The sequence below is a fragment of the Planctomycetota bacterium genome (assembly GCA_016872555.1).
Lineage (GTDB): Bacteria > Planctomycetota > Planctomycetia > Pirellulales > UBA1268 > F1-20-MAGs016.
In genome coordinates, this window is sequence record VGZO01000106.1 from 1 (window position 1) to 5,146 (window position 5,146).

The following is a 5,146-nucleotide window of genomic DNA, read 5'->3' on the forward strand; positions in this document are numbered from 1 at the left end:
TTCCGCTGCACGCGCGAATAGAGCGTCTGTTCCTGTCAGCCGGCAGCCGTCGCCAGGCTGGAGCGATAGTCGTCGGCGATCAGATCCTGGCCGGTCGGTCCGGGCGACTGCGGATTGAAGTTCCACGTTGCCGCCGGATTCGTCGACACCGTCGAGACCATGCCGGCAAATCCGGTCGGCGCCGTGGCGAGCGTGGTGCGGTAGGAAACCTCGAGGTACTCCAAACTCGACACGGCGAACGACGGGCTCCGCCAGGATTGCCCGGAGCTCATGTCGAGGTAGCCAGCGGCATTCCACCCCGGTCCCCCGGTGCCCGACAACGTCCATGCGGGTCGGGGATCGACGGTGAAGGTCGTGTCGAGAATCGTCTGGCCGGCGGCCAGACCGGTGCCGAACACGACGGCGGCGACCAGCGTCATGGTACGGGCAGTCATCGGACCTCCGCAGTGGGTGACCGTCAGCATGCCGGCGGCGAGGAGATCGTCAGTCGTGGGCTGCCATGACGCCGTTCGTGCCGCAGCCCCCGAGGGAGAATACCAGCGTCGCAGCCGAGCGATCCACCGCGGGGCGGGCGCCGCTCGGCGGCCGCGACGGCTGAGAGCAAGAGCGGTATATTCCGCGGGCTTCCGCCTTCCCTTCTCCCCGGAGCTCGCCCGATGTCGTCCCCCTGCCTGCAGCTCTCCTGGTCGGCCGTGGCGCTCGCGGTCGTCGTGGCGATGGTCTTACCGACAGGCGCCGTCGGCGCCGCCGAGCGCGGGCAGGAGCCGAAGCTCTTCGAGAAGGAGATCACGATCAAGGCCAAGCTCGGCTACCTCCTCTCGCTCCCTGCCGGCTACGAGGCCGACGCGGCGAAGAAGTGGCCGCTGCTGGTATTCCTCCACGGCGCCGGCGAGTCGGGAAGCGACCTCGACAAGGTCAAGATCCACGGCCCGCCGAAGCTGATCGCCGCCGGCACGTTCGACCATCCGTGCATCGTCGTCTCGCCGCAGTGCCCGGGGCGCGGCTGGAACGCCGACATGGTCGGGGCGCTGGTCGACGAGTTGTGCCGCGAGTACCGCGTCGACGAGGACCGCGTCTATCTCACCGGCCTGTCGATGGGGGGCTTCGGCACCTGGGCGCTGGCGGCGGCGCGGCCGGAGCGGTTCGCGGCGATCGCGCCGATCTGCGGCGGCGGCAATCCCGTCGACGCGATCAAGCTCCGCGGCCTGCCGATCTGGGTGTTTCACGGTGAGAAGGACACGGTCGTCCCGCTTCTCGCCTCGCAGGCGATGGTGACGGCGCTGGAGGCGCTCGGCCAGAAGGACAACGTCAAGTTCACGATCTATCCGGGCGTCGGCCACGATTCGTGGACGGCCACCTACGACGACCCCGAGTTCTACCGCTGGCTGTTCGCCCAGAAGCGCGGCGCGGCAGGGGGCAAGTGACCCGATGCCCCGCACGGTGCCCGCGGCCCCCGATGCCGAAGCCACCCCGGCGCGGATCCTGTCGCTCGACGCCCTCCGCGGCTTCGACATGTTTTGGATCATCGGCGGCGACGCGCTGGCGCAGCGCGTGCTCGGCCGGCTCGGCCCCGGCTGGCCGCAGCGCCTCGCCGGGCAGTTCGAGCATGCCGAGTGGGAGGGATTCCATTTCGAGGATCTGATCTTTCCGCTGTTCCTGTTCCTCGTCGGCTGCGTCCTGCCGTTCTCGCTCGCCAAATACCACGGCCAGCCGGGGGGCGTGGGGTGGCGGATCGTGCGCCGCACGGCGCTGCTGTTCTTCTTCGGCCTCCTCTACAACTCGCTGTTGTCGTTCAAGTTCCCGATCCGCACGCTCGGCGTGCTCCAGCGGATCGGCATCTGCTACGGCCTGGCGGCGGCGGTGTTTCTCGCCACGTCGCGCCGCGGCCGGATCGCCGCGACCGTCGGCCTGCTCGTGGGCTGGTGGGCGTTGCTCGCGCTGGTCCCCGCTCCCGGATCGGTGGCCGGTCCGTTCAGCCCCGAGGGAAACATCTCCGGCTGGGTCGACCGCACGATCCTCCCCGGGAAGATCCTCGAGAAGTACTACGGCTTCGGCGACAACGAAGGGCTCCTGTCCACGCTCGGCGCCCTGGCGACCACGCTCCTGGGCACGCTCGCCGGCGACTGGCTCCGCGCCGGGCCGCCGTCGTATCGCCGCGCCGGTGCCCTGGCCGCGGCGGGCCTGGCCTGCATCGTGGTCGGCTACGCCTGGTCGCCCTGGCTGCCGATCATCAAGAACCTCTGGACCAGTTCGTTCGTGCTCGTGTCGGGGGGCTGGTGCCTGATCCTGGTGGCCCTGTTCCACGCCCTGGTCGACGTCGCCGGCTGGCAGCGGGCACTGTTTTTCTTCACCGCGATCGGGGCCAATGCGATCACGATCTACCTGGCCCAGCGCGTGATCGACTTCGGCAAGATCGCCGACTTCTTCTGCGGCGGCCTCGCCGGCCTGGCGGGCGACTGGAAATCGGTCGTGCTCGGCGCCGGGGTGATCGGCGTGAAGTGGCTGTTGTTGTGGTTTCTCTGGCGGCAGCGGGTGTTTTTGCGGGTCTGACACGGGAGCAGGGATGACGATCGCGCCGGGGAGTGTCGTCGTGTTTGCCACCGCGGCCGAGGGGCGGGCGGTGCTCGAGACCGAAGATGACTTCCTCACGAGCCTCAGTCCGTTCGATCGCGCCGTGCGGCTCGCCTCGGCGGAGCCGGTGTCGGCCGAGGCATTTCGGGCTCGCGTCGGCGACGGGGCCGACGAATGGACCGATTCCGAACGGGAGCGCGTCGCCCGGGCCCTGGCGGCGATCGCACCGCGGCTCGTGCCCTATCGCCTGCCGTTTCCCGCGCGCGTGCTGCTGGTGAAGACGGCGCGGGGCACCGAGGGCAACGCCGCCTTCACGCGCGGCCCGGCGATCTTCCTTCCCGGGCGGATGCTGCGCGACGGCGGCGACTCGGTCGAGCGGCTCCTCGTCCACGAGCTGTTTCACGTGCTCTCGCGCGCCGCGCCCGGCCTCCGCGAGCGGCTGTATGCGGCGATCGGCTTCGTGCGCTGTGGCGAGCCGGTCCTCCCGCCGTCGCTCGCCGCCCGCCGGATCACCAATCCCGACGCCCCGTCAAATGCCCACTGCATCCGCGTCACCCACGGCGGCGCGCCCGTGTGGGGCGTGCCGATCCTGTTTTCGGAATCGGACTCCGTCGATCCGGGAGGCCGCGGCCTGTTTGCCGCGATGCGCTCCAAGCTCCTCCTCGTCGAGCGGCGCGACGACGCCCCCCCCGTGGCGCTCGCCGACGGGGACCGCGTCACGATGATCGACTTCGAGGCGGCCGAGGGGTTTTTCGACCAGGTCGGCCGCAACACCGGCTACCTGATCCATCCCGAGGAGATCCTCGCCGACAATTTCGTCCTCGTCGTCCTCGGCGGGCAGATCCGCACGCCGGCCGTGACCGACCGGCTCCGCCGCCTGCTCGAACCGTGACAAGCGCCGCTTTCCGTCGCCCTGCCCCGGCTCACCCTTCACCACGTCCGTCTCAAGAGTTTCCTCATGCTCCCCTTCGACCTCCAGCTCAATGGCTATGCCGGGATCGACTTCGCCGCGGCCGACCTCGCACCGGCGTCGCTGCGCACGGCGGCGGCGGCCGTCCATGACGCCGGCGGCGGCATGGCGCTGGCGACCGTGATCACCGACGACCTCGACATCCTCGAGGCCCGGGTCGCCCGGCTGGCCGAGCGCCTGCTTGCCGACGACGTCGCCCGCGCGACATTTCCGGGAATCCATGTCGAGGGGCCGTTTCTCCGCGGCGATCCCGGCTTCGTCGGCGCCCATCCGCCGCAGCTCACCTGCGACGCCACGCCCGAAGCCGCTGCCCGGCTCGTGGCCGCCGGCCGGGGCCTCGTCAGGATGGTCACGCTCGCTCCGGAACGCGACCGCAACCATGCCACGACGCGGTTTCTCGCCGACCGTGGGATCCTCGTCGCCGCCGGCCACTGCGACCCGTCGCGCGACGACCTGGCGGCGGCGGTCCGCGCGGGGCTGCGGGCGTTCACCCACCTCGGCAACGCCTGCCCGCATCTCCTCCCCCGGCACGACAACATCATCCAGCGCGTCCTCGCCTGCCGGGGCATCGCCTGGATCACGTTCATCCCCGACGGGATCCACATCCCACCCTTCGCCCTGGGAAACCTGATCCGCGCCGCCGGCCTCGACCGGGCGGTGGCCGTGACCGACGCCACGGCCGCAGGCGGCATGGGGCCGGGGTGCTTTCGGCTCGGGGCGCTCGACGTGGACGTCGGCGAGGATGGCGCCGCCTGGATGGCGGGGCGGACGCATCTGGTCGGTTCGACGGCGGGCATGGGCAAGGTCCGCGCCGTCCTGGCCGACGACATCGGCCTGTCGCCCGCGGAGGTCGATCGGCTCTCGGTCGAAAACCCGCGCCAAGCGGTCGCGGTCTGACGGGTCGCGGTGCGGTCAGTACCGCGTCCAGGGCGGTGCCGCGACGCCGTCGAGGAACCGGCCGCGGACCTCGGAAAAGGTCTTTTCGGCGAGCCGCTTCCCCATCTTGAGAAGGGGGACGACGTCGCGGGCAGCGTCGAGCGCAGGGAGGTCCGCAACGACCGGATTGACCCGATACAGGTGCGACTTGTTCAGGTACATCGTCGCGAGCTCCTCGGCAGCCGTCTCCTGCGCCGCGAAAAACAACGACACGATCTGCTCGCGCCACTGCGCGATACCGCCCTCGAAGTTTTTCGTGAAATCGTTGACCGTCTTCATCGTGCCGACGCTGAGCACGTCGATCTGCTGTGGCACGGCGCCGCGGTAACGGATCGCCTCCGCGATCGCGGGCAGCACGGGGTTATTGGCCCAGACACCGCCGTCAAGAAATTGGTCTGTGACAAACCGCCCGGTGACGGTGGCCGCGCTGAAATACATCGGCGCGGCGGCCGACGCCATCACCGCCTCGACCGCGCTGGTACGACCATGGTGCTTGCGATCCGGATGATGGGGCGTGGTAAACGTCGTCGCCTCGCCAAGCTGGGCGATGACCGCGGGGATGACCAGCGCTTGCTGTGCCGACTCGAGCAGCGCATCGCCGAGCGATTTCTCGAGGGCTTTCTGAAGCGGCTTCGGATCGTATTTGGTCGTCACCAACATCTTCCGCGG

Annotated in this window: 6 protein-coding genes; 4 read left to right on the top strand and 2 right to left on the bottom strand. The window is 69.9% G+C overall.

Annotated elements, in window-relative coordinates; all coding sequences use genetic code 11:
• Positions 1-35: 35 nt before the first annotated feature.
• Positions 36-434, bottom strand: coding sequence for a hypothetical protein (locus FJ309_17080; GenBank protein MBM3956287.1), 399 nt, complete (start codon positions 432-434; stop codon positions 36-38).
• A gap of 282 nt (positions 435-716) precedes the next feature.
• Here FJ309_17080 and FJ309_17085 point away from each other — a divergent pair, with 282 nt between their 5' ends.
• The 4 genes from FJ309_17085 (at position 717) to FJ309_17100 (ending at position 4,438) form a co-directional block, all read left to right on the top strand.
• Positions 717-1,424 carry an alpha/beta fold hydrolase gene (locus FJ309_17085; GenBank protein MBM3956288.1) on the top strand — a complete coding sequence of 236 codons (708 nt, stop codon included), beginning with the start codon at positions 717-719 and terminating at the stop codon, positions 1,422-1,424.
• Positions 1,425-1,428: 4 nt separating this feature from the next.
• Positions 1,429-2,550, top strand: a complete 1,122-nt coding sequence (locus tag FJ309_17090) for a DUF5009 domain-containing protein (protein MBM3956289.1) — start codon at positions 1,429-1,431, stop codon at positions 2,548-2,550.
• A gap of 256 nt (positions 2,551-2,806) precedes the next feature.
• Entirely contained in the window at positions 2,807-3,463 is a 657-nt protein-coding gene (locus FJ309_17095; GenBank protein MBM3956290.1) for a hypothetical protein, read from the top strand.
• 66 nt (positions 3,464-3,529) lie between these two features.
• Positions 3,530-4,438: an N-acetylglucosamine-6-phosphate deacetylase gene (locus FJ309_17100; GenBank protein ID MBM3956291.1), complete on the top strand. Its 909-nt coding sequence runs from the start codon at positions 3,530-3,532 to the stop codon at positions 4,436-4,438.
• A 15-nt stretch (positions 4,439-4,453) separates the two neighbouring features.
• Here FJ309_17100 and FJ309_17105 read toward each other — a convergent pair whose 3' ends face one another.
• Positions 4,454-5,137 (bottom strand): hypothetical protein, encoded by a 684-nt coding sequence (locus FJ309_17105; protein MBM3956292.1) that lies wholly within the window; start codon positions 5,135-5,137, stop codon positions 4,454-4,456.
• Positions 5,138-5,146: the final 9 nt, after the last annotated feature.